General features: G+C 71.4%; 19 protein-coding genes. 10 read left to right on the plus strand and 9 right to left on the minus strand.

Going from position 1 to position 19,997, the window contains the following annotated elements:
• Nucleotides 1-51 precede the first annotated feature (51 nt).
• Nucleotides 52-3,570 (plus strand): TM0106 family RecB-like putative nuclease, encoded by a 3,519-nt coding sequence (locus BIV03_RS17895; RefSeq protein ID WP_071296651.1) that lies wholly within the window; start codon nucleotides 52-54, stop codon nucleotides 3,568-3,570.
• A gap of 9 nt (nucleotides 3,571-3,579) precedes the next feature.
• Here the strand turns inward: BIV03_RS17895 and BIV03_RS17900 are convergent, their stop codons facing one another.
• From BIV03_RS17900 to BIV03_RS17915, 4 genes are all read right to left on the minus strand, one after another.
• Nucleotides 3,580-4,008, minus strand: a complete 429-nt coding sequence (locus BIV03_RS17900) for an SseB family protein (RefSeq protein ID WP_071296652.1) — start codon at nucleotides 4,006-4,008, stop codon at nucleotides 3,580-3,582.
• Between the two features lie 191 nt (nucleotides 4,009-4,199).
• The gene (locus BIV03_RS17905; protein WP_071296653.1) at nucleotides 4,200-4,868 is read right to left on the minus strand and encodes a GPP34 family phosphoprotein; all 669 of its coding nucleotides are present in this window, start codon (nucleotides 4,866-4,868) and stop codon (nucleotides 4,200-4,202) included.
• A 92-nt stretch (nucleotides 4,869-4,960) separates the two neighbouring features.
• Nucleotides 4,961-5,764, minus strand: a complete 804-nt coding sequence (locus BIV03_RS17910; protein WP_071296654.1) for an SDR family oxidoreductase — start codon at nucleotides 5,762-5,764, stop codon at nucleotides 4,961-4,963.
• A 120-nt stretch (nucleotides 5,765-5,884) separates the two neighbouring features.
• Nucleotides 5,885-6,712, minus strand: a complete 828-nt coding sequence (locus BIV03_RS17915; protein WP_071296655.1) for an HNH endonuclease family protein — start codon at nucleotides 6,710-6,712, stop codon at nucleotides 5,885-5,887.
• Nucleotides 6,713-6,837: 125 nt separating this feature from the next.
• Between BIV03_RS17915 and BIV03_RS17920 the strand changes: the two genes are divergently transcribed.
• Together BIV03_RS17920 and BIV03_RS17925 are read left to right on the plus strand one after the other, a co-directional pair.
• Nucleotides 6,838-7,383 carry a cysteine hydrolase family protein gene (locus BIV03_RS17920; RefSeq protein ID WP_071296656.1) on the plus strand — a complete coding sequence of 182 codons (546 nt, stop codon included), beginning with the start codon at nucleotides 6,838-6,840 and terminating at the stop codon, nucleotides 7,381-7,383.
• 33 nt (nucleotides 7,384-7,416) lie between these two features.
• Entirely contained in the window at nucleotides 7,417-8,196 is a 780-nt protein-coding gene (locus tag BIV03_RS17925) for an aldo/keto reductase (protein ID WP_071296657.1), read from the plus strand.
• Nucleotides 8,197-8,439: 243 nt separating this feature from the next.
• Here the strand turns inward: BIV03_RS17925 and BIV03_RS17930 are convergent, their stop codons facing one another.
• Together BIV03_RS17930 and BIV03_RS17935 are read right to left on the minus strand one after the other, a co-directional pair.
• Nucleotides 8,440-11,730, minus strand: coding sequence for a DEAD/DEAH box helicase (locus BIV03_RS17930; RefSeq protein ID WP_139202082.1), 3,291 nt, complete (start codon nucleotides 11,728-11,730; stop codon nucleotides 8,440-8,442).
• Nucleotides 11,731-11,774: 44 nt separating this feature from the next.
• A complete protein-coding gene (locus BIV03_RS17935) occupies nucleotides 11,775-12,455 on the minus strand; it encodes a hypothetical protein (protein WP_071296659.1) in 681 nt (226 codons plus the stop codon).
• An 86-nt stretch (nucleotides 12,456-12,541) separates the two neighbouring features.
• Between BIV03_RS17935 and BIV03_RS17940 the strand changes: the two genes are divergently transcribed.
• Complete coding sequence (locus BIV03_RS17940) at nucleotides 12,542-12,847, plus strand: hypothetical protein (protein ID WP_070418579.1); 306 nt, start codon at nucleotides 12,542-12,544, stop codon at nucleotides 12,845-12,847.
• Nucleotides 12,848-12,908: 61 nt separating this feature from the next.
• Nucleotides 12,909-13,358, plus strand: coding sequence for a BLUF domain-containing protein (locus BIV03_RS17945; RefSeq protein ID WP_070418580.1), 450 nt, complete (start codon nucleotides 12,909-12,911; stop codon nucleotides 13,356-13,358).
• 9 nt (nucleotides 13,359-13,367) lie between these two features.
• Here BIV03_RS17945 and BIV03_RS17950 read toward each other — a convergent pair whose 3' ends face one another.
• Entirely contained in the window at nucleotides 13,368-14,795 is a 1,428-nt protein-coding gene (locus BIV03_RS17950; RefSeq protein ID WP_070418581.1) for an amino acid permease, read from the minus strand.
• A gap of 139 nt (nucleotides 14,796-14,934) precedes the next feature.
• On the opposite strand from BIV03_RS17950, the gene BIV03_RS17955 reads away from it, so the two are divergent.
• Nucleotides 14,935-15,423, plus strand: coding sequence for a DUF427 domain-containing protein (locus tag BIV03_RS17955; RefSeq protein ID WP_071296660.1), 489 nt, complete (start codon nucleotides 14,935-14,937; stop codon nucleotides 15,421-15,423).
• A gap of 9 nt (nucleotides 15,424-15,432) precedes the next feature.
• On the opposite strand, the gene BIV03_RS17960 is transcribed toward BIV03_RS17955, so the two are convergent.
• Complete coding sequence (locus tag BIV03_RS17960; RefSeq protein ID WP_139202083.1) at nucleotides 15,433-15,768, minus strand: hypothetical protein; 336 nt, start codon at nucleotides 15,766-15,768, stop codon at nucleotides 15,433-15,435.
• Nucleotides 15,769-15,851: 83 nt separating this feature from the next.
• Between BIV03_RS17960 and BIV03_RS17965 the strand changes: the two genes are divergently transcribed.
• The 3 genes from BIV03_RS17965 to BIV03_RS17975 all read left to right on the plus strand — a co-directional run bounded on the left by BIV03_RS17965 (nucleotide 15,852) and on the right by BIV03_RS17975 (nucleotide 17,208).
• Nucleotides 15,852-16,232 carry a hypothetical protein gene (locus BIV03_RS17965; protein WP_070418584.1) on the plus strand — a complete coding sequence of 127 codons (381 nt, stop codon included), beginning with the start codon at nucleotides 15,852-15,854 and terminating at the stop codon, nucleotides 16,230-16,232.
• Nucleotides 16,233-16,330: 98 nt separating this feature from the next.
• The gene (locus tag BIV03_RS19975) at nucleotides 16,331-16,651 is read left to right on the plus strand and encodes a hypothetical protein (protein WP_139219841.1); all 321 of its coding nucleotides are present in this window, start codon (nucleotides 16,331-16,333) and stop codon (nucleotides 16,649-16,651) included.
• 95 nt (nucleotides 16,652-16,746) lie between these two features.
• Nucleotides 16,747-17,208 (plus strand): hypothetical protein, encoded by a 462-nt coding sequence (locus BIV03_RS17975; RefSeq protein ID WP_071296662.1) that lies wholly within the window; start codon nucleotides 16,747-16,749, stop codon nucleotides 17,206-17,208.
• 745 nt (nucleotides 17,209-17,953) lie between these two features.
• On the opposite strand, the gene BIV03_RS17985 is transcribed toward BIV03_RS17975, so the two are convergent.
• On the minus strand, nucleotides 17,954-19,429 hold the full coding sequence (locus BIV03_RS17985) for an APC family permease (protein WP_071296664.1): 1,476 nt from the start codon (nucleotides 19,427-19,429) through the stop codon (nucleotides 17,954-17,956).
• Between the two features lie 138 nt (nucleotides 19,430-19,567).
• Here BIV03_RS17985 and BIV03_RS17990 point away from each other — a divergent pair, with 138 nt between their 5' ends.
• Nucleotides 19,568-19,993 carry a hypothetical protein gene (locus tag BIV03_RS17990; RefSeq protein ID WP_071296665.1) on the plus strand — a complete coding sequence of 142 codons (426 nt, stop codon included), beginning with the start codon at nucleotides 19,568-19,570 and terminating at the stop codon, nucleotides 19,991-19,993.
• Nucleotides 19,994-19,997: the final 4 nt, after the last annotated feature.

A 19,997-nucleotide genomic window follows, 5' to 3' on the forward strand; every position in this document is an offset into this window, starting at 1 on the left:
GTCGGCGGGCGGGCCTAGGCTCGCAGGGCACCGAGGAGACGGGGGAGACGCATGCAGATCGGCGGCGACGGGCAGGTCCTGCTCAGCCCGAGCGACCTCTCGACGTGGGCGGCCTGCGAGTGGGCGTTCCTCCGGCGCATGGACGTCAAGCTCGGCCGGGGCGAGCCGCTGCCCGAGTCGCACGACGACATGCTCGAGCGCACCGCACGCCTGGGGGACCAGCACGAGCTCGACTACCTCGCCATCCTGAAGGACACGCGGGACGTCGTCGAGTTCGACCGACCGGCGCCGGCCGAGTACCCGTCGGCAGCGGCGGCCGCGCTGGACGCGATGCGCACCGGCGCGGACGTCCTCTACCAACCGACCTTCTTCGCGTCGCCGACGGCAGGGGCGCCGGGCTTCATCGGCTTCGCGGACTTCATCATGCGGAACGAGCGCGGCCAGTACGAGGTGTACGACACCAAGCTCGCCCGCCACGCCAAGATCAGCGCGCTGCTGCAGCTGGCCGCGTACGCCGAGCAGATGCAGGCGCACGGCATCCCCACCGGCGAGCAGGTCCACCTCGTGCTCGGCGACCGGACGACCACCACGCACGACCTCGCCGACATCGCACCCGTGTACCGGACGCAGCGCGCCGAGCTGCAGCGGGTGATCGCCGAGCGCCTGGCCGAGACCGAGCCGCTGCAGTGGGCCGACCCGCGGTACTCGTCGTGCGGCCGATGCGACGTGTGCACGACACAGGTCGCCGAGCACCGTGACCTGGTCCTCGTCGCGGGCATGCGCCTCGACCAGCGGACGAAGCTCATCCGGCAGGGGGTGCGGACGATCGACGAGCTGGCGGACCGGACCACGGCCGTGCCCGGTCTCCCGCGCGGGACGCAAGCGCGGCTGGTGCGTCAGGCGCGCCTCCAGGTCGACACCGAGCACGCGCGGACCGCAGCCGACGGTGCCCAGGCGACCGGGCCGACCAAGCCACTCTTCGAGGTGCTCGACGCCCGAGCGCTCGACGCGATCCCGACGCAAGACCCGGGCGACGTGTTCTTCGACTTCGAGGGAGACCCGCTCCACACCGAGGACGGCGTCCACTGGGGACTCGACTACTTGTTCGGGCTCGTCGACCCCGAGGCACGCTTCACGGCGTTCTGGGCGCACACGATCCGCGACGAGCGCCAGGCGCTGCTGGACTTCCTCGCCTTCGTCGAGGCTCGGCGGCAGCAGTACCCGGGGATGCACATCTACCACTACGCGGCGTACGAGCGGACGCACCTGCTGTCCCTCGCCGCCCGGCACGGCGTCGGGGAGGAAGCCGTCGACGACCTGCTCCGCGCCGGGGTCCTCGTCGACCTGTACCCGATCGTTCGCAAGGCGCTCGTGGTCGGCAGCCGCAGCTACTCCATCAAGAAGCTCGAGCCGCTCTACATGGGTTCGGACCTGCGGCTCAGCGATGTGACGAACGCGGCGGACAGCATCACCGCGTACGTCGACGCGATCGAGGAGCTCCGGAACGGTGACGCCACCGCCGGGCAGCACATGCTCGACGAGGTCGCCGACTACAACGCTTACGACTGCCGGTCGACCCTCCGTCTGCGCGACTGGCTCCTGTCGCTCCGAGCGACAGCGCGCGCGTCCTCGTCCGCGCCCGTCGCTGCCGAGCCGGACGAACTGCTCCCGCCGATCCCGGTCGACCGCGAACCGAACCCCGTGTACACGGCGCTCGCCGCGCAGCTCGACGGGGTCGACGCCCTCGACCGGACGCCCGACCAGACGGCGTTGGCGCTCGCCGCAGCCGCGATCGACTACCACCGGCGCGAGGCGAAGACCTTCTGGCAGGACCACTTCGACCGCTTGCGGAACCCGGTCGACGAGTGGGCGGACACCCGCGACGTGCTGGTCGTCGAGCGGGCGTCGGTCGAGCGCGACTGGGACACGCTGCCGCGTGCCCGGTCGCAGTCCCGAGAGATCCGGTTGTCGGGGACGCTCGCGCCCGGTTCGCGGCTCCGTCCAGGAGGCACGCCCCACCTCGTCTACGACGACCCGCTCCCGCCGTCGATCGCCGCTCCGGCGCCGGGTTCGAAGGGCGCTTCGGCCCGCGCCGTCGTGCTGGACGCGTTCGAGGACGGTGACGGCTTCGAGGTGCTCGTGAAGGAGAGCCTGCCGGTCGGCGGCTCTCCGCACGAGGACTTCCCGGTCGCCCTCGCGCCGGCGGCACCACCGCGGGCGAAGCCCCAGCCCGAGGCGATCGCGGAGTGGGGACAGGCGGTCCTCGACGCCCTGCCCGCGATGCTGCCCGATCCGGCGCTCGACCTCCTCCGGCGGGTCCCGCCGCGGGGGCCGATCGTCCCCGTGCAGGGGGACGACACGGTGTCGGCCGTGGTCGCGACGCTGCTCGGCCTCGACCGGTCGTACTTGGCGATCCAAGGCCCTCCGGGGACGGGCAAGACGTACGTCGGGTCGAACGTCGTCGCGCGGCTGGTGCGCGAGTACGGCTGGCGCGTCGGGGTCGTCGGGCAGTCGCACGCGACCTCGGAGAACTTCCTGTCGTCGGTCGTGCAGGCCGGGGTGCCCGCCGACCGCGTGGTGAAGGTGCCCCGGGCGGGAGCGGACCCGGACGACGTCGAGTCGGCACCGTGGACGCCCGTGAAGAACAACGCCGCCGTGGCTGCGTTCCTGTCGTCCTGCGCCGAGACCGGCAGGGGCGGGGTCGTCGGCGGGACCGCGTGGACCTTCGCGAACGAGGGCACGATCCCGCGCCGCTCCCTCGACCTGCTCGTGGTGGACGAGGCCGGGCAGTTCTCCCTCGCGCCGACGATCGCGTCCTCGATCGCGGCGACGCGCCTGCTCCTCCTCGGGGACCCGCAGCAGCTGCCGCAGGTGTCGCAGGGGTCCCACCCGGAGCCCGTCGACGAGTCGGCCCTCGGCTGGCTCGCCGACGGCCAGCACGTGCTGCCGGACGCGTTCGGGTACTTCCTGGCGCGGACCCGGCGGATGGAGCCGGCACTCACGGCGTCGGTGTCGGCGCTGTCGTACGACGGGCAGCTCGCGTCGATGGTGTCCGGGCGACACCTCGACGGCATCGACGCGGGCGTCCACCCGGAGCCGATCGTGCACGCCGGGAACACCACGTCCTCGGTGGAGGAAGCGGCTCGGGTCGTCGCCCTCGCGCAGGACGTCGTCGGTCGGCGGTGGGTGGACGGTGACACCGAACGCGTGCTGACGGACGAGGACGTGATCGTCGTCGCGCCGTACAACGCCCAGGGTGCGGTGATCCGTGACGCCCTCGACCGTGCAGGACTGCGGGGGACGCAGGTCGGCACCGTGGACCTGTTCCAGGGGCGCGAGGCCGTCGTGTCGATCGTGTCGCTCGCGGCGTCGAGCGCCGCCGACATCCCGCGCGGGCTCGACTTCCTGCTCATACCGAACCGGTTGAACGTGGCGCTGTCGCGGGCGAAGTGGGCGGCGTACCTCGTGTACTCGCCGGCGCTGGCGACGGGCTTGCCGCCCTCGATCGCCGGGCTGTCGCTGCTGTCCCGGTTCATCGAGCTCGTCGAGCCCGGTCCGAGCAGCCGCTAGGCGACGGGGTCAGCCCTGGTCGGGGTCCTCGTCGAGGTGGACACCGCTCTGCATCTGCGCGCGCATGCCCGCGAGGACGTCGGCGTGCAGGAAGTTCGCCTCGGCGGCACTCGTGGGGTCGACGACGATGCCGAACTCCTCCGGCAGCGCCGTCACGAGCTCGGACATCGACACCGGACGGCCCTCGGTGTCGGGCAGGCCGGCGGCGAGTTCGGCGGGGTCGGTGAACACCGGGACGAACGGCTTCTCGCGGATGACCACGTGCGCGACGCTTCCGCCGTCGGGAGCGTCCGCGGGTCGCCACGGCACCCAGGCGGCGCTGCGGAGGAAGCCGGCGGGCGAGGTCGCCATGCGCCGCCGGAGTTCGGCGGCGGCGGTCGGTGGGGTCTTGTCGACGCCACGGCCGAAGGCGGATCCGGTCTGGTCGTTGGTGCTCATGCGGTTCCCTCCTGGGGTCGTCGACCATGCTGTCACGGCCGACGGGGTCGTCACGACGTTGCAGCACGGCGACCGGGGACCGCGCCCGCTGGTTGACCGTTCTGGTTCGGAGAAGCCGGGGATCGCGAACCGGAACGGTCACGGACCCGGAACAAAACCTGCTCCCGCGGCGCCGACGTCGGCGGTCGGGCTCAGCTCGAGGAGATCGTCGCCGTCGTCGCCGCGGTGCTCGCCGCCACCGTCGCCATGATCGCCGCCGTCTGGATGTCCTCGAGCACGGCCTTGACCGCGGGGCTGGCCCAGCCGCCCGAGGTGACCTCCTTCACGAGCGCCCGGTCGACCTTGCCGAACTGCTTGCGGAGCGTGGTGGTCGCGTCGAGCAGGCCGATGACGGCGGCGGCGAACGGCGTGGGTTCGGCGCGCCCGGCGAGGACGTCGCCGATGCCGGCGCGGAGGAGCGCTTCGGGGCCACCGTCGCGCTCCGGGTACTTCGTGGTGGGGAAGATGCCGAGCGTCTTCCCCTGTTCGAGCGTGATGAGGCCGCGTGCGATGAGTCCGGCGAACACGTCGTCCCGCAGCGGTCGCTTGCCGATGCGGGTGATCCACCACTTCGCCTTGCGGGGCTTGTCGGCGGCCGCGATGGTGCCGACGACCCCGTCGAGGACCGGGTCGCCGGTGGCAGCACCGTTCACGACGGTGACGAAGCCGTCCTGCAGCGAGACGACGCCGCGCAGGGCGAGGTCCGCGAGGACGGCGCCGGCGAGCCCGGCGTCAAGGGTCTGCACGTCCGTGGACTTCCGCCCGTCGGACTCGATCTGGAGGAGCGCGAACGCCTGCGGGACCGTGAGTTGCTCAGCCATGTCCGCAGCCTGCCACGCGGGGCGGGGGTGCGCCGCGCCTCCAGGCCGATGCCCAGCGCACGTCGAGGTGGCCGCGCGCCGGGCTGCGTGACTCAGTACGCGGCGGACTGCCCGCCGTCGATCGGGACGACCGTGGCGTTGACGTACGAGGCGTCGTCGGACAGCAGGAAGGCGACGACCGCGGCGATCTCGGGCGCCTCGCCGTAGCGCTTGGAGGGGTTGACCTGGATGAACTCCTCGGCGGCCTTGCGGGGGTTCTCCGGGTCGAGCTGCTTCATCGAGTTCTCGACCATCGGCGTCCAGATGGCACCGGGGGCGATGGCGTTGATGCGGATGCCGTAGCGGCCGTACTCGACGGCGGAGTTGCGGGTGAGACCGACGACACCGTGCTTGGCGGCGGCGTAGCCGGACTGGTTGCCGATGCCGCGGATGCCGCCGACGCTCGCCGTGTTGACGACCATGCCGGAACCCTGCTCGCGCATGGTCTTCAGGACCTTCTCGAGGCCGAGGAACACACCGCGCAGGTTGATCGAGACGACCTTGTCGAACTCGGCGGCGGTGAACGACTCGGTCGGGTTCTGCTTGCCCTCGATGCCGGCGTTGTTGAAGAAGCCGTCGATGCGGCCGAAGCGCTCGGTGGTGGCGGTGACGTAGGCCTCGACCTGGGCCTCGTCCGAGACGTCGGCGACGGTGGTGAGGACCTCGGCGTCGGGGGCGGTCTCGAGCACGGCGGCCTTCGAGGCCTCGAGTCCCTCGGCAGAGACGTCGACGAGGGAGAGCTTCGCGCCCTCGGCGGCGAGGCGGACGGCGGTCGCACGGCCGAGGCCGGAGCCGCCGCCGGTGATGAGGACGACGCGGTCGGTGAAGCGGGTCGTGGGGGAGCTGGTTGCGGTCATGGGGAGGCCTCCTGAGGTCTTCGACGGTGAAGGGCTCGGGGTCCGCGGTGGAGCAGCGAGTCCGAACGATGCATTCGCATCGACGGGAGATAGGCTACACCTGTTGTCTTGCGGCCGTGCTCAGCAGGTCCGCAGGATCCGCTCCATCGCATCGTGCTCGGCCGGGGCCACCCACAGGCGGTACTTCGTCTTCACCGCCACCTGGTGCTCGATGTACGTGCACCGGAACGACTTGTCCGCCGGCAGCCAGGTCGCGGCGTCGCCGGAACGCTTCTGCGCGTTCGAGTGCCGGTCCACCGCGAACAGGTTCGCCGGATCGTTGGCGAGCGACTCCCGCTCACGCTGCGAGAGCTGCTGGGCCCCGGTCCGCCAGGCGTTCTCGAGCGCGACGACGTGGTCGATCTGCACGAGGGTGGAGGTCGTCTCGCCGCGCACGAAGCCGATCGTCGCCCCGGTGTACGGCGACACGAGCGTCCCGGTGAGCACCCGGCAGGGGCCCTGGCGGGTGATCGCCGACAGGTCCCGCGCCAGCACGTCGTTCCGCGTGTCGCAGCCGTTCCGGTCGACGTCGAGCCACGCGGTGCCGAAGTCGCCGACCCGGTCGTACCCGGTGGCGGGGGCCTTGCCCTTGACCGGCAGGGCGGCGAGTTCGGCCCGCGCGGTGGCTGCTGTTGCGGCGTCGGCGTCGGCGTCGGTCGCGCTCGGCGCGGTCGTCGCGCTCGGCGCGTCGGTTCGGGAGGCGCGGGTCGTCCCCGGCGCGCCCGGTTCCGTCTCGATGGTGGGGGCGTCGGTCCCCGTGGGTGCGCTGGTCGTCGCCGGTGCGGCGTCGGCGTCGGGCGCGATGATGCCCGCGGTGTGCAGGGCGTACCCGCAGACGGCGAGTGCGAGTGCGAGGACGACGAGGACGGACGTGAGGCTGGTGCTGGTGCGGCGTCGGCGGGACGTCATGCGTGGGTGGAGCTCCTGGTGGTGCGGTGGTGCGGTGCACCGACGATGATGCCGGACACGTCGGACATCGCCCCGGACCCCGGCGGAGGGTCGGCCGCCCGGCCAGCCGGAGTAACGTCCACGAGGTGGGCACCGCACTCCTCGTCATGGACTACCAGAACAGCATCGTCGAACGACTCGGTACGGACGAGGCCCTGGCTGCGGCGACGGCAGCGGTCTCGGCCGCCCGGGAGCGCGGCATCCCCGTGGTCTTCGTCCGCGTGGCGTTCCGGCCGGGCGCACCCGAGGCCGCGCGCACGAACAAGATGTTCGGCGGGATGCGGGAGCGCATCGGGTCCCAGACTCCCGGATCGACCGACGTGCACAGCGCGTTCGGGGTCGGGGACGACGACCTCGTCGTGACGAAGCTCCGCGTCAGTGCCTTCGCCGGGTCGGACCTCGACGTGCTGCTCCGCGGCCTCGAGGTCCGCGACCTCGTGCTCGCCGGGATCGCCACGAGCGGCGTCGTCCTCTCGACGCTGCGCCAGGCGGCGGACCTCGACTTCGGGCTGACGGTCCTCTCGGACGCGTGTGCCGACGGCGACGCGGAGGTCCACCGTGTCCTCACCGAGAAGGTCTTCCCGCGGCAGGCCGAGGTCGTCACAGTCGCCGAGTGGACCGCCTCGCTCTGAACCGTTCCGCGGGCACGGCGTAGACACGGGTGCATGACCGATTACGCGAACCCGTCCGTGTCCGTCACCGGTGGGTCGATGCCGCTCCTCGGCTTCGGCACCTGGCAGATCCCTGACGCCGAGGCGCCCGCCGCCGTCGGCGAAGCACTGGCGGCCGGGTACCGCCACATCGACACCGCCACCGGGTACCGCAATCAGCGCGGCGTCGGGAAGGCCGTCGCCGAGTCCGGACTCGCCCGCGACGACGTCTTCGTGACGACCAAGCTGCCGCCGGACAACGCCGACCGCGTGCGGGAGACCATCGAGGAGAGCCTCGACCAGCTCGGCCTCGACCACCTCGACCTCTGGCTCGTGCACTGGCCGCCGAACGGCGACGCACGCCCGGACGTGTGGGAGCAGGTCGTCCAGGCGCAGTCGGACGGCCTCACGAAGGCGGTCGGGGTGAGCAACTACTCCCTCACGCAGATCGACGAGATCACCTCTGCCACGGGGACTGCCCCGGCCGTGAACCAGATCAAGTGGAGCCCCGTCGAGTTCGACCGCGCCGTGGCGGACGGGCTCGCGTCCCGCGGGGTCGTCCTCGAGGGCTACAGCCCCTTCAAGGCGAGCAACCTGCACGACCCGACGCTCGTCGACATCGCGAACGCACACGACGCGGACAGTGCGCAGATCATCGTTGCCTGGCACGTCGCGCACGGGTTCGTCGTCATCCCGAAGTCGTCGAACCCCGAGCGCATCCGGTCGAACGCCGCCGGCGCCCGGATCGAGCTGTCGTCCGATGAGGTCACCGCGATCGACGCCCTCGCCCGCTGACCCTCGGCACGACCCACGTCCCGCGGGACCACGCACCGCCGTGGTCCCGCGGGACGTCACTCGTCCTGCTGCCGCGCCTTCGGCGGACTGGAGGCGCGGTGCGGGCCCGACCCGCGCCTCCCGTCCCGCACCCCGCGCGTTCCATTGGCCGGTCACGGTGGGCGCCTACGACCGTGCACGGAGTGGGCGAGAGCACTCGGGCTGACGGGCTCCGCACCGTACGCCCAACGGCGCGCCCGCGCGTCAGGCCAGCAGGGAGCGGATGTCGTCGGCCGTGAGGTCCTCGGCGAAGAGGGCGTCGTCGTCGATCATCGTCGCGAACAGCTCGGCCTTCTTCGCCGCGAGCGCGAGGACCTTCTCCTCGATGGTGTCCTCGGCGATGAACCGCTGCACGTTCACCGACCGGGTCTGGCCGATGCGGTGCGTCCGGTCGACCGCCTGGTTCTCGGCGGCGGGGTTCCACCACGGGTCGAGCACGAACACGGTGTCCGCCTCGGTCAGGGTCAGCCCGAAGCCACCGGCCTTGAGCGAGATGAGGAACGCCGGGGCGGTGCCGTTCCGGAAGCGGTCGATGACCTCGGGGCGGCGCCTCGTCGAGCCGTCGAGGTACTCGTAGCCGACGCCCCGGTCGTCGAGGGCGGTGGCCACCATGCGGAGGAACGAGGTGAACTGGCTGAACACCAGGGCGCGGCGACCCTCGGCGGCGAGCTGTTCGAGTTCGTCGAGCAGCAGGTCGAGCTTCGCGGAGGACAGGTCCTCTCGCGAACCGTCGACCAGCGCCGGTGACAGCGCGAGCATCCGCAGCAGGGTCAGCGATCGGAACACGATCATCCGGTTCTTCGCGAGGTCGTCGATGAGGTCGAGGACCTTCAGCCGCTCCCGGTTCAACGTCGTCTCGTACAGGGTCCGGTGCGCGGGGTCGAGCGTCACCCGGACGACCTGCTCCTGCTTCGGCGGGAGGTCGGCGGCGACGCTCTCCTTCGTCCGCCGGAGCATGAGCGGCCGGATCCGCCGTCGGAGCCGCGCGGTGAGCTCCTGACGGGCGGCGCCGCGGAGGTCCGGCGAACCGAGCGGCTTCACGTAGTCGTCCCCGAACCGCGACCACGACGACAGCAGCCCGGGCGCGACGATGTGGAACAGCGCCCAGAGGTCCGTCAGCCCGTTCTCGAGCGGCGTGCCCGTGATCGCGAACTTCACCGGCGCGCGGAGGTCGACCGCCACCCGGTGCGTCTGCGACTGCGGGTTCTTCACGAACTGCGCCTCGTCGAGCACGAGGGCCGTCCACGGCAGGTCGGTGTACGCCTGCGCGTCGAGCCGGAGCAGCGCGTACGACGTCACGACGATGTCCGACGCGGCAGCCGCGCGTGCGACGAGCCCGGGGTCCTTCAGCGTCGTCGCGCCGATCGTGGTGACGCGCAGCGACGGCGTGAACCGGGTCGCCTCCGCCGCCCAGTTGCCGACGACCGAGGTCGGCGCGACGACGAGGAACGGCGGCGCGTCCGGCGAGGACTCCCGCGCGGCGGCGATCGTCGTGAGGACCTGCAGCGTCTTGCCGAGACCCATGTCGTCCGCGAGCACCCCGCCGACCCCGTGCGACAGCAGGAACGACAGCCAGGCGTACCCGGTGTGCTGGTACGGCCGGAGCTCGGCGTGCACCGAGTCCGGCACGGACACCGACTCCGGCGGCGTCGCCCCGAGCAGCCCCGCCGCGATCGCCTCCCACCGCTCGTCGTGCGAGGTCTCGTCGGCCAGCTGGTCGAACTCGGACCACAGCCCGGCCTGCAGCGGCGTCACGGTCATCGGCTGGTCGGGCTCCCACTCGTCGAGGTCGCGCGCCTCGTCGATGAGCTCCTTCAGCCGGTCGAACGCGGGGTCGGACAACGACAGGTACGAGTTGTCGATGAGCTTCATCCGCCGGTCCCGCTTCGCGAGCGCCCGGAGCAGCGGCGTGAACGGCACCTGCTTGCCGTTCACCGACACGAAGATGCCGAGGTCGAACCAGTCGTGCTTGTCCGACGGCATGGTCGTCACGCGGATGTGCGGCCGACCGGTCAGCCGTTCGTAGTCGACGCGTTCGCCCTGCACGACGGTGCGGACGCCGAGCGCGGGCAGCTCCGGCAACAGCTCGTTCGCGAACACCGCGACGTCGGCGCCGTCGATCGTGCCGTCCTCGAACCACGCGAGTCCGCCGCCGGGTCCGGTCGGGCCGCCCGTGTCGTCGGCCGCGCGCAGCCCGGCGAGGTCCGGGAGGGGTCCGTGCAGCGCGACGGGGTCCTTCCGCCCATCGACGTGCCAGCGCCACTGCAGGTGCACGCGGTCGTCCGTGCGGGGCGCCCGGGCCGGTTCGAACGTCGTCGTCAGGACGAGTTCGGGCGGCGTGCGCTCTGGCAGCTCGACGGAGCCGTCGGCGCTGACGAGGCCGAGCGCACCCCGGAGTCGTGGGGACCAGTCGGCGAGGAACTCGGCGACCTCGGGCTCCGGAACGGTGATCCGTGCGCCGTCGACGAGCATGCGCCGCTGGTCCTCCGGCACGGGGGCGACCGTCGGGGCGAACGCGACGTGGAACTCGGGGCTCTCGCGGAAGACGTAGACGCCGTGGTCGCCGATCGTCCGGGCCGTGCCGGGAGCCGCCGGTCGGCCGTCGAGGACCGCGCTCGCACCGATCACGAGCCCGCCGTCCTGCCGGGCGACGTCGAGGAGGACACGCGCCTCGGCACCGAGCACGGCACCGCCCTCGCGCTTGCCGGTGACGAACGCGATGCCGAGGGCCGGTGCCTGCGTGAGGAGCGGCCAGAGCAGCGGACTGCCGAAGTCGTCGATGTGGATCCATTCGGCCTCGCCCGGGAGCCCGGCGAGCTGCCCGGCGCGGTGGAGCGCGGCGAACTGGACGAACCAGGCGTGCTGCTCGGGGGAGAGGCCGAGCCGGTTCATCGAGTAGGGGAGCGTGCCCCACGTCAGCTGCCCCCGAACCCAGTTGCCGGCGTCGCTGCGGGTCACCGGGCGGACGCCGAGTCGCACCGACCGCGAGGCCGTCGGCAGCGCGCGCCCGGCGGCTCGCGCACGCGAGGCGAGCCGGGCGGAGACCGCGTCACGCAACTCGAACTGCAGTCCCATGGGGGTGCCCTGCGGCTCGGCCACCTGCTCGTCGTCACCGGCGAGGCGGGCGAGGTCGTGCCTCCAGTCCGAGGGCGGTGGAGCCGGCTGTTCCGGCTTCGGGCCGGCGGCTGCGGCGAGTGCACGGGCGTTGATGGTGAGCAGGGCTGCGGCGACGTGCTTGCAGTCGCCGCCGAGCGGGCAGGTGCAGGTGCTGCGGACCGGACGGACGAACTCGCCGCGGGCCGGGGTGGTCTCGATGCGGAGTTCGTACGGGTCGTCGGCGGAGCCGGACACCGCGCCGGTGACGGTGCCGTCGTCGTCGTGCCAGACGACGTCGTCGACGAGGCCCGCCCGGACGAGGTCCCGCGCTCGGCCGAACGCCTGCGGCCCGACGAAACGGATGACGTCGACGGCGTCGATCATCGGGGCGGCTGGCACGGGTCAATCGTGCCAGGTGCCACCGACCTCCGGCGCTCGCCGGGTCAGCGGATCGACCAGGTGCTGCCGGCGTTCAGCTGCAGGACGGACGGGCCCTTCGACAGGGTGATCCGCTTCGAGAGATCCTTGCCGGAGCCGTTGTCGCTGGCGGGGATGGTCTCGTAGTCGTTGCGGAGCAGGGTTTCGCGGAGCATGCACGTCGCGACACGAGTCGTCGTGCACCGGAACTGGCGGGTGGCCGTCGCGCCCCAGTAGAGCATCACGTTGTCGCCGTGCCCCGACGTCGTCAGGGCGGGGGCGCTCGAGACCTGGCTGAACCGCAGGGTCCACTGCCCCCTGGCCTCGACCTTGAGCGCGGCGGGCTTCCGCCACGAGTCGGTGCCGTAGGCGACACGGCCGGTGTACTTGCCGCCCTGGCCGATGGGGTTCGAACCGGTCGGGCCGCCCTTGCTGTTCAGCTCGTGCACCTCGAACCCGGTGTGCTCGGCATCCGCCGGGGTGAACGTCGCGACGATGATCCCGCTGCGGGCGTTCTGCGGGAGCACGATCGTGGCGTTCCGGCTGCCCGACTTCGTGAACGGGGTGAACGTGCCGTACTGGTGGTCGTACTGCGCCTTCATCGCTGCGGGCATCCCGGCGGCCTGCGCCGGCGCGACACCGACGAGGGACGACGCCACGGCGGCGACGCTGACGACGAGTGCGGCGGTGAGGGTGGTGCGGCGCATGGAACTCCTCCGGATCGGCGTTCCCGATGATGGCGTGCGGCGCCCGCGTGCGACAGACCCTGTCCGGGGGCCGCGATACTGGGTGGGTGACGACACTGCGAGGAGAACTGCGCTCGACCGCGACGACGGAGGCCGAGGGCAGCGGCGAGAACATCGAGGCGGCGCGTACGGCGGCGGTCGAGGCCCTGGACCTGCACGGGTTCGAGCTGCAGCAGGTGAACGCGGTCACGAGCAAGGCGACCGGCGAGACCACCGTGCGTGCGATCGCCCGTTCCAAGGAGACGAGGCCGCACGAGGCGACCGGGCAGACCTACGAGGAGGCGCTGCAGGCCTTCCGCGCGTCGATCCCCGAGGGGTGGCAGGCCCAGAACATGCGCGAGATCCGGTCGTAGGACGTCCGGCGTCCCGTTCTGGGGGAGTCGCGGGCGCGCGGGAGCGGGCAGGATCGACGGCATGCTGCAGTCACTCGTCTACATGAGCGCGGCCACGGAGCCGTTCGACGACGACGCCCTCGACGAGGTGCTCGCCCACGCCCGCGCCCGGAACACCGCCGACGGTCTGACCGGGCTGCTCGTGCACCGCAACGGGCGGTTCATGCAGCTGCTCGAGGGACCGTACGAGCAGGTGTTGTCGACGTACCAGCGGATCCTCGCGGACGAGCGTCACGACGAGGTGCGGCTCCTCGCCGAGGAGTCCATCCACACCCGGCGCTTCCCGGAGTGGTCGATGGCGTACGACCGTGACGTCGAGGGCGCCGCGACGCCGGAGGGCTTCAGTGACTTCCTCACCTCGGGCGACCAGAGCGCCGACTCCGGCCGTTCCCGGGAGCTGCTGCGGTGGTTCCGCAACCACCCGATGGCCGACCCGACGGCGGCGAAGGGGAAGCACCGCCGGGACGCGTAGCCCGTCCGGTCAGACGATCGGCTTGCCCGTCGCCTCGCCGGTCGCCAGCTTGCTGTGCCGACGGGAGTAGCCGAAGTACACGCCGAGGCCGATCGCGAACCAGACCGCGAAGCGCACCCACGTCTCCCACTGCAGGAACGTCACGAGCCACAGCGACGCGATGACGCCGATGATCGGGATCACCGGCATGAACGGCAGCCGGAACTGCCGGTCGAGGTCGGGCTGGCGGTAGCGCAGCACGATCACGGCGGAGCACACGACGACGAAGGCGAGCAGGATGCCGATGTTCGTCAGCTCGGCCACGACCCCGATCGGGAGCACGCCGGCCAGGATCGCCGACGCGATGCCGAGGATCCACGTGACGCGGGTCGGCACGTGGCGCTTCGGGTCGGTCTTCGCGAACCACTTCGGCATGAGGCCGTCGCGGCTCATCGAGAACCAGACGCGGCTCGCACCGAGCATGAAGGTCACGAGCACGGTGATGATGCCGACGATGGCGCCGATCGCGATGATGTTCGCCACGCCGCCGAGGCCGACCGAGGCGAACGCGGACGAGAAGCCCGAGGCGGGGTCGATGTCGGTGTACTTCTGCATCCCGGTGAGCACCAGGGTCGCGAGGACGTAGAGGACCATCGAGATGCCGAGCGACAGCAGGATCGCCTTCGGCATGTGCTTGCGGGCGTCGGTGGACTCCTCGGCGGCGGTGGACATCGCGTCGTAGCCGAACACCGCGAAGAACACCGTCGCGGCGCCCGTCATCACGCCGCCGAAGCCGAACGGGAAGTACGGCGAGTAGTTCGCGCTGTTGATGTGGAACACGCCGAGCACGACGATGAGCACGACGAGGGCGACCTTGATGCCGACGGCGACGAACTCGAACCGTGCGGCGCTGCGGATGCCGCGGGTGAGGACGAATGCGGTGAGCAGGCACAGGATGATCGCGAACACGTCGATCACGTGGCCGTCGCCCGTGCCCGGTGCGCCGAGCATCCAGGCGGGCAGGTCGATGCCGAACTGGCCGACGAGGAACCCGACGTAGCCCGAGATCCCGATCGCGACCACCGCCACGATCGCGGTGTACTCGAGCAGCAGGTCCCAGCCGATGAACCAGCCGACGATCTCGCCGAGGACCGCGTAGCCGTACGTGTACGCGCTGCCGGCCTTCGGGATGAGGCCGGCGAACTCGGCGTACGACAGGGCAGCGGCGGCGCTCGCGACACCGGCGACGAGGAAGCTGATGAGGACCGCGGGGCCGGCGACGCCGTTCGCGACCGTGCCGGCGAGGGTGAAGATGCCCGCGCCGATGATGCCGCCGATGCCGATCGCGGTGAGCTGCCAGAGGCCGAGGTGCCGTTTCAGGCCGCCGTCGCCACCGGTCTCGTCGTCGATCGTCTCGATCGGCTTCCGTCGGAAGAGGGTGCGTGTCGTCGTCGTCACGCGCCCACTCTGCACCCTGCGGGCGCCGCGCGTCCGCCGCGCCCCGCGCCCGGGGCGACCACGGGCGGGCCGGGCCGGCGGGGCGGGGGCGAGCCGCGCCTCCAGGCCCGCGGGCAGGGAGGCGGCGTAGACGTGACCCATGCGCCGACCGAACCGTACCGAGCCCGCCCCCGGCCAGGAGTCCGTGTGGGACTACCCGAGGCCTCCCGCCGTGGAGCCGGTCCCCGAACGCGTGGTCGTGCGGCTCGGCGGCGAGGTGGTCGTGGACACGACGGACGCGGTGCGGGTGCTCGAGACCTCGCACCCGCCGGTGTACTACGTGCCGATGGCCGACCTCGAGCTCCGGCCGGCCGAGGGGTCGAGCATGTGCGAGTTCAAGGGGCGCGCGCGGTACTTCGACGTGGTGGGTGGGGACGTGGTCGCTCCGCGGGCGGCGTGGAACTACCCGACGCCCGAGCCGGGCTACGAGCAGCTGCGCGACCGGGTGGCGATCTACCCCTCGGCGATGGACTCGTGCGAGGTCGGCGGCGAGGTGGTCCAGGCGCAGGAGGGGGACTTCTACGGCGGGTGGATCACCTCGCGGGTGGTCGGACCGTTCAAGGGTGCGCCGGGCACGCTCGGGTGGTGAGGGTCCGCGTCAGCGGTGGGCGTACGGCGTCCAGAACGGCGAGGGGAAGGCGCCCCCGGTCACGATGACGAGCAACTGCCACACGAGCATCACGAGCCCGAGCACGCCGAGGACGATCCCGATCCACGACCAGACCCGCACGCCTCGTTGGCTCCGTCGTGCGATCGACAGGGCGCGCCAGCCGCTGGCGATGCACACGATGCCGAACACCGCACCGAGCACGACGTGCCGCCCCATCGAGGCCGCGGGGACGATGAACCCCATGTAGAGCGCCATCGGACCGAGCAGCGCGGCCACGACGGCGGGTGCTGCGGGTGGCTCGTGGTCGCGGGAGGCTGTTCCCATGCGTCCGAACCTAGCGGGGCGGTGGCCGTCCGGCACGCCGTGCGGCGTGTGCGGTGGACGTCCGGCACGGGCACGATGGAGGCATGCGATCCTTCCTCCGCGTCCTGCTCGGCCTCGCGCTCGTCTTCGCCGGCACGAGCCACCTCACCTTCGCCCGGCAGGACTTCCGCGCCCAGGTGCCCGACTTCGTCCCGCTCGACGAGGACACCACGGTCCTGGCCTCCGGCATCGCGGAGATCGGCCTCGGCAGCGCCCTCGTGCTCGCACCCCGTCGCTCGCGTCGCTTCGTCGGCACGGTGGCGGCGCTCTTCTTCACCGCGATCTTCCCCGGGAACATCTCCCAGTGGCTGAACCGTCGCGACGCCTTCGGGCTCGACACGGACGTCAAGCGCATCGGCCGCCTGTTCGGTCAGCCGGTCCTCATCGCCTGGGCCCTCTGGTCCACGCGCGGGCGGCGAGGGTGATGGAAGCCCCCGTGGTCGCGGATCCGCTCGGGTCCGGTCCGGCGGCCTTCGGACGGGAGGCGCGACACCCCCTGGCAGGCGGCCGTCGCGTCGCGGACGTGGTCGCCACGGTCGTGCTGCTGGTGCTGTTGGCAGCGGAGTCGGTGGTCGCCGGTGGCGGGATCGTGTTCCTGTCGCTGGCGTTCAGCTCGTGCGGCGCTCCCGGCAACTCCTGCGACGAGACCCTCGGCGGTGCGGTCGTCTACGTCGGGCCGGTGCTCGTCGCCCTCGTGCTCGTCGCGGCGCTCGTGGTGTGCGTGCTGCGACTGGTTCGCCGGCGGCTCTCGTGGCCGTTCGCCCTCGTCGGCATCGCGGCCGTCGTGGCGGTGTTCTTCGGCGCGATCCTGCTCGTCGACAGCGCGATCACCCACGGCATCTGAGGGTCGTTCCTCCACAGGGCGGCCCCGCGCGGCGGTCGTCCACAGATGGGCGTCTGGTCGCCGTGCGGTGCGGTGGTGTAGGCGACGCTGAGGGCATGCCAGACACCGACATGCTCGACCGCCTCATCCGCACCCCTGCCCGCACCGACGACGACGTGGTGGACCTCGTGACCGCGCTCGTCGAACGCCCGATCACCCGGCAGTGCTGGGTGCTCTTCCTCGACGAACGGGCCGTGCCGGTGTCGTTCGTCATGCCGATCTCCGACCTGCCGTGGCAACCCGACGAACACGTCGAGGACTTCGCCGCGCTGGTGGGCGACGTCCTCGTGCAGGTCGGCGCGGCCGAGGTCGTGCTGGTCTGGGAACGCCCGGGGGAGTCCCGGCTGTTCCCGGTCGACTGGGAGTGGGTCGACGCGTGCGCCTGCGCGTTCGAGGAGCACCACGTCCGGCTCCGTGCGCAGGTGGCGGTGCACACCGGCGGCGTCGCGATCGTGTCGCTCGACGACGTCGAGCCGGTCGAGCCGGTGGACGACGGTCCGCTCCCGCTCGCCTCGTGACGTGCTGGTCCGCCCTGGGGTGCGGTGTCGGGGACGGTCTCCCCGGTGAGGCCCTCGACGACGGACTTCGCCTCGGGCCAGAACTTCGCGTAGTGGTCGGGGTCCGAGTTGATCTGGACGGCGTGCGCCATCTGGGTCGGGGTCATGGTCTTCCACCCGGGGATCTTCACGAGCTTCGTGTAGAACATCGACGCCGCGGTGTACGGGTCCATCCGCTGCTCGTACGTGCCCCAGGCACCGTTGTCCCGCTGCTGGAAGAGCCCGCGGCTGTCGGGTCCGGCGGCGTCCCCGTGGTCGAGGTTCACCAGGCTCGACTCCCCGATCGCGGTCATCACGCCGACCGCCTGGGTGTGCGGTCCGATGCCCATGGCCTGTGCGGCGCTGATGACGTACGCGGCGTTGACCAGGCGGTCCTGACAGAACCCGCCGACGGGGCCCGCGGGGACGACGATGCCGCCGATCGTCCTCGTCGCGACGTCCGGGCAGGTCGGGGTCGGGTCCGCGACGACACCCTTGGCGGCACCCGTCAGCGAGTTCACCGCGATGACGATGACCACCACGATGCCGATGCCGATCGCGACGACGCCCGCGCCGAACACCGACGCGAGGGTGATGCCGACGCGGCGCATGGCGGGTCCTCTCGAGCGGGGCGGGTCAGGCGGAGCACGAAGAGGCTACGTGCGCCGCCTGGGAACCGCACCCGCCCGATCGGGGGTGTCGCAGGACCGGCTCGGTCGTCCGTGGGTCAGACGTCGCGGTGGTCGTGGTCGTGCGTCTGCGCCGGCTCGTTCGGACGCTGGACCGTCGTCGGTTCGGTGACGAGGCCGGTGGGCGCCTTCTCGGTCTGCTTCCGCCCGCGGGTGAACCACGTCACGATCCACAGCAGGATGCCGAGCGCGAGCAGTGCGCCCGCGATCTGGTACTGCTGCGGGTCGCGGCCGGACGAGAAGGGCAGCACGAGCCACAGGCAGGTGACGACACCGATGATCGGCACGATGACACCCGCCCGGAAGTGCTTGTGGTCGACCTTGTCGCGGCGAAGCACCAGCACCGACGCGTTCACGACCGCGAACACCGACAGCAGCAGGAGCGAGGTGGTGCCGCCGAGCACGACGACGATGGGGGAGTCGGGGTCGAGCGAGACCCACCCGATCAGCAGCAGCGAGATGAGCGTCGTGAAGACGATCGCGGTGGACGGGGTGCGGCGGGCCGGCGAGACCTTCCCGAGGAAGCCGGGCAGGACGCCCTGCTTGCTCATGCCGTACAGCAGTCGCGACGCCATCATCATGTTGATCAGCGCGGTGTTGGCCACGGCGAACATCGAGATGAACGGCAGCAGGTCGGCGATCGGGAAGTCCGGGGCCGCGGTCTGCACGACGGTGACGAGCGGCGTCTCGTTGCCGGCGAGCTCACCGATCGGCACGACCGCCACGGCGCAGATGGACACGAGCACGTAGATCACGGCGGTGATGCCGAGACCCGTGAGCATGACCTTCGGGAAGATGCGAGAGGGGTCCTTGGTCTCCTCGGCCATGTTCACCGAGTCCTCGAACCCGACCATGGCGAAGAAGGCCAGCGACGTGGCGGTCGACACCGAGAGCAGGAGCGACTTGTCCTCCGGCGTGTCGAACATGACCACGCGGGAGAAGTCCGCGTTGCCGCCGGCGATCGCCCAGAAGCCGATGAGGATCACCATCACGAGACCGGACAGCTCGACCAGGGTGAGGACGACGTTCGTCTTCACGCTCTCGCTGACGCCCCGGAAGTTGATCGCCATCACCGCGAGCATGAAGCCCATCGCGATGAGCATCACGACCGCGTTCGGCAGCTCCAACCCGAAGCCGGCGCCGAGGTTCGCCGCGAACGCCCGTGAGGCCGTCGATGCCGAGGTGATGCCCGAGCACATCACGATGAACGTCACGATGAAGGTGACGAAGTGGATGCCGAACGCCTTGTGGACGTACAGCGCCGCACCGGCCGTCTGCGGGTACTTCGTGACGAGCTCGAGGTACGAGAACGCCGTCAGCAGCGCCACGGCGAACGCGATGAGGAAGGGGAGCCACGCTGCTCCGCCGACCTCTGCCGCGACCTGACCCGTGAGCGCGTAGACGCCCGTGCCGAGGATGTCCCCGACGATGAAGAGCAGGAGGAGTTTGGGACCGATGACCCGCCGGAGCTCTGGCTGCTCCTGTTGCGGGCGCTCTGTGTTGGTGGTGGCCATGCGTCAGCCTGTTCCGCTTCGGGTCATCCTGTCCAGTCTCACAGGCAAATCGCCGCAGATCGCAACATGCTCGTGCTCCGTCGGACACGTGCCACCGCCCCTGGGCGCTCTCGGGTGGCGACGGCTACGCTCCCAGCCATGCACGACGAGACGAACACGACCGAGGAACCCGTGGAGTTCGCCGACTTCAACGCGAAGCTCCTCGTGCTCGACGTGCTCTGCTACGACCTCGACGTCCTCCAGCCCTACGCCGGGGACGACGACGAGAGCGACGAGGACCTCGATGTCGAAGGGCAGGACGACCGTGCGCGCGAGTACTACGACGACCTCGACCTCCTGCCGTCGCAGCTGTCGCTCGTGACGGAGCTGACGGTCGACTCCGACCTCGAGGTCCTGCAGGACGTGCACCCGGGGTGGGACGGCTCCGACGACCGGTACGACCCGCAGAACTGGGACGACGTGCTCGACCTGCCGGCCCTCGGCACCGTGTACGCCGCGGCACCGCTGCCCGCGCACGTGGTCGAGCGGCTCGCCGCGAAGGGCGTCGAGGTCCGCTCCGCCTGAGCCG

The organism is Curtobacterium sp. MCBA15_016, from assembly GCF_001865105.1.
Taxonomy (GTDB): domain Bacteria; phylum Actinomycetota; class Actinomycetes; order Actinomycetales; family Microbacteriaceae; genus Curtobacterium.

Coding starts and splice junctions, on each gene's coding strand:
- BIV03_RS17905 (WP_071296653.1), bottom strand. CDS start 4,868: ATGGCTGAGCAACTCACGGTCCCGCAGGCGTTCGCGCTCCTCCAGATC.
- BIV03_RS17925 (WP_071296657.1), top strand. CDS start 7,417: ATGACCGATTACGCGAACCCGTCCGTGTCCGTCACCGGTGGGTCGATG.
- BIV03_RS17965 (WP_070418584.1), top strand. CDS start 15,852: ATGCGATCCTTCCTCCGCGTCCTGCTCGGCCTCGCGCTCGTCTTCGCC.
- BIV03_RS17985 (WP_071296664.1), bottom strand. CDS start 19,429: ATGGCCACCACCAACACAGAGCGCCCGCAACAGGAGCAGCCAGAGCTC.
- BIV03_RS17915 (WP_071296655.1), bottom strand. CDS start 6,712: ATGACGTCCCGCCGACGCCGCACCAGCACCAGCCTCACGTCCGTCCTC.
- BIV03_RS17955 (WP_071296660.1), top strand. CDS start 14,935: ATGCGCCGACCGAACCGTACCGAGCCCGCCCCCGGCCAGGAGTCCGTG.
- BIV03_RS17975 (WP_071296662.1), top strand. CDS start 16,747: ATGCCAGACACCGACATGCTCGACCGCCTCATCCGCACCCCTGCCCGC.
- BIV03_RS17935 (WP_071296659.1), bottom strand. CDS start 12,455: ATGCGCCGCACCACCCTCACCGCCGCACTCGTCGTCAGCGTCGCCGCC.
- BIV03_RS17895 (WP_071296651.1), top strand. CDS start 52: ATGCAGATCGGCGGCGACGGGCAGGTCCTGCTCAGCCCGAGCGACCTC.
- BIV03_RS17960 (WP_139202083.1), bottom strand. CDS start 15,768: ATGGGAACAGCCTCCCGCGACCACGAGCCACCCGCAGCACCCGCCGTC.
- BIV03_RS17945 (WP_070418580.1), top strand. CDS start 12,909: ATGCTGCAGTCACTCGTCTACATGAGCGCGGCCACGGAGCCGTTCGAC.
- BIV03_RS17900 (WP_071296652.1), bottom strand. CDS start 4,008: ATGAGCACCAACGACCAGACCGGATCCGCCTTCGGCCGTGGCGTCGAC.
- BIV03_RS17990 (WP_071296665.1), top strand. CDS start 19,568: ATGCACGACGAGACGAACACGACCGAGGAACCCGTGGAGTTCGCCGAC.
- BIV03_RS17910 (WP_071296654.1), bottom strand. CDS start 5,764: ATGACCGCAACCAGCTCCCCCACGACCCGCTTCACCGACCGCGTCGTC.